Below are 1,417 nucleotides of genomic sequence, written 5' to 3' on the forward strand. Positions count from 1 at the left end.
AAACCAGCTAATAGGTTGTCAATATCTCTCTGTATATTTCATTTTTTTATATGCTATACTGTTTTTGGGTATGCCAAATAACCCTCCAGTTTCTTTTTGGAAGGTTTTTCTTATGTTGGATAAATATCATTTCCTAAGCTAAATCTAGGAAATTCTCGTTCTTTTTCAATAAAGCATAAATCCAGTGAAGCAGCTTGTTGATACAAGCTACAATGGCAACTTTTGAAGGTTTTCCTTCTGAACGTTTTCTATCATAGAACTCTTTGAGCTTTTTATTTCTAGAGCCTCTTATCCCACATAAAACAGCTAAATACAAACTATGCCTTAGCCTACTGGATCCTCGTTTGGTTATACGATTTATGTTCGCAGTAAACTTACCAGATGAATAGACACTGGGATCGACTCCAGCGAAGGCCACTAGCTTCTTAGGGTGATTAAACCGATCAATTTCTCCTATCTCCGAAATGATTGTTGCCGCAATCTTTTCACCGATACCAGGAATCGATTGGATAATCTTATATTCTTCTATTTCATTTGCCAGGGATACCATTTGGCTCTCTAAATCCGTAAGGTGTCCTTGGTAGTGAAATAAAATATCGATATACATACTAAGATTGATAAGATGGCTTTCATATCGCACTTTCTGAAAAGGATTTTGAGAAGCTGAATGAATGAGCTTTCTTGCCTTTTCTTTAGCCCACTGTACAGACCGACTTGGACAATGTTCTCGTATTTTATCTTCTAGTTCTTCCTTGCCAGCCTTTAGAACCTTCTCCGAGGTAGGATATTCCTTTAATACCGATAAAGATACTTTCGAAAAAAGATCTCCAAAAACCTTTCTGTATTCAGGGAAAACCTGATCTAAAATCGTATGAAAATGCAATTTTGCCTCCACATACATATTCGTCATTATTTCTTGTTGTCTCGATAGATTTCGAAGATTTAAGAGCTGAATTCCTCTCCTTTTTTGAGGTTCAAATTCTTCTTTATAATAGAGAACACATAATTGATACGCATCAAACGCATCAGTTTTCACCTTTCTTAAACTGGCCTTCTTCGCTTGATGAGAAATGATTGGATTCAATAAGATATAAAGTATGTCATTCTCTTCTAAGCATTGAACAACTGGGGTATGATAATGTCCTGTTGATTCCAATATAACCACAGGCATCTGCCCAGTTGTTTCCTTCATTTCTTCTAAGAAATAGATAAACTTCTCCAACTCTTCACGATTATGCTTAATCGAAAAACTTGTTCCATATGGCTTTCCTTTATCTAAAAAAGCCTGTACTTCACTTTCTTCTTTGGCTATATCTATACCCACAACTGGGTTCATTCTTTCTCCTCCTCTGATAAATTCACCAGTACCCCTATTTCCTCCAAGTAGTATTATAGCTTCGCTTGTTATACGAGATCT

1 protein-coding gene is annotated in these 1,417 nt (G+C 36.1%); it reads right to left on the reverse strand.

Annotated elements, in window-relative coordinates; genetic code table 11:
• Window positions 1–133: 133 nt before the first annotated feature.
• The gene (locus A8L44_RS06430; RefSeq protein ID WP_066103346.1) at window positions 134–1,336 is read right to left on the reverse strand and encodes an IS110 family transposase; all 1,203 of its coding nucleotides are present in this window, start codon (window positions 1,334–1,336) and stop codon (window positions 134–136) included.
• Window positions 1,337–1,417: the final 81 nt, after the last annotated feature.

The organism is Bacillus sp. FJAT-27986 (assembly GCF_001685035.1).
GTDB lineage: Bacteria > Bacillota > Bacilli > Bacillales > Pradoshiaceae > Pradoshia.

Excerpts from the sequence above, each read along its gene's own strand:
- A8L44_RS06430 (WP_066103346.1), bottom strand. The coding sequence starts at position 1,336 with ATGAACCCAGTTGTGGGTATAGATATAGCCAAAGAAGAAAGTGAAGTA.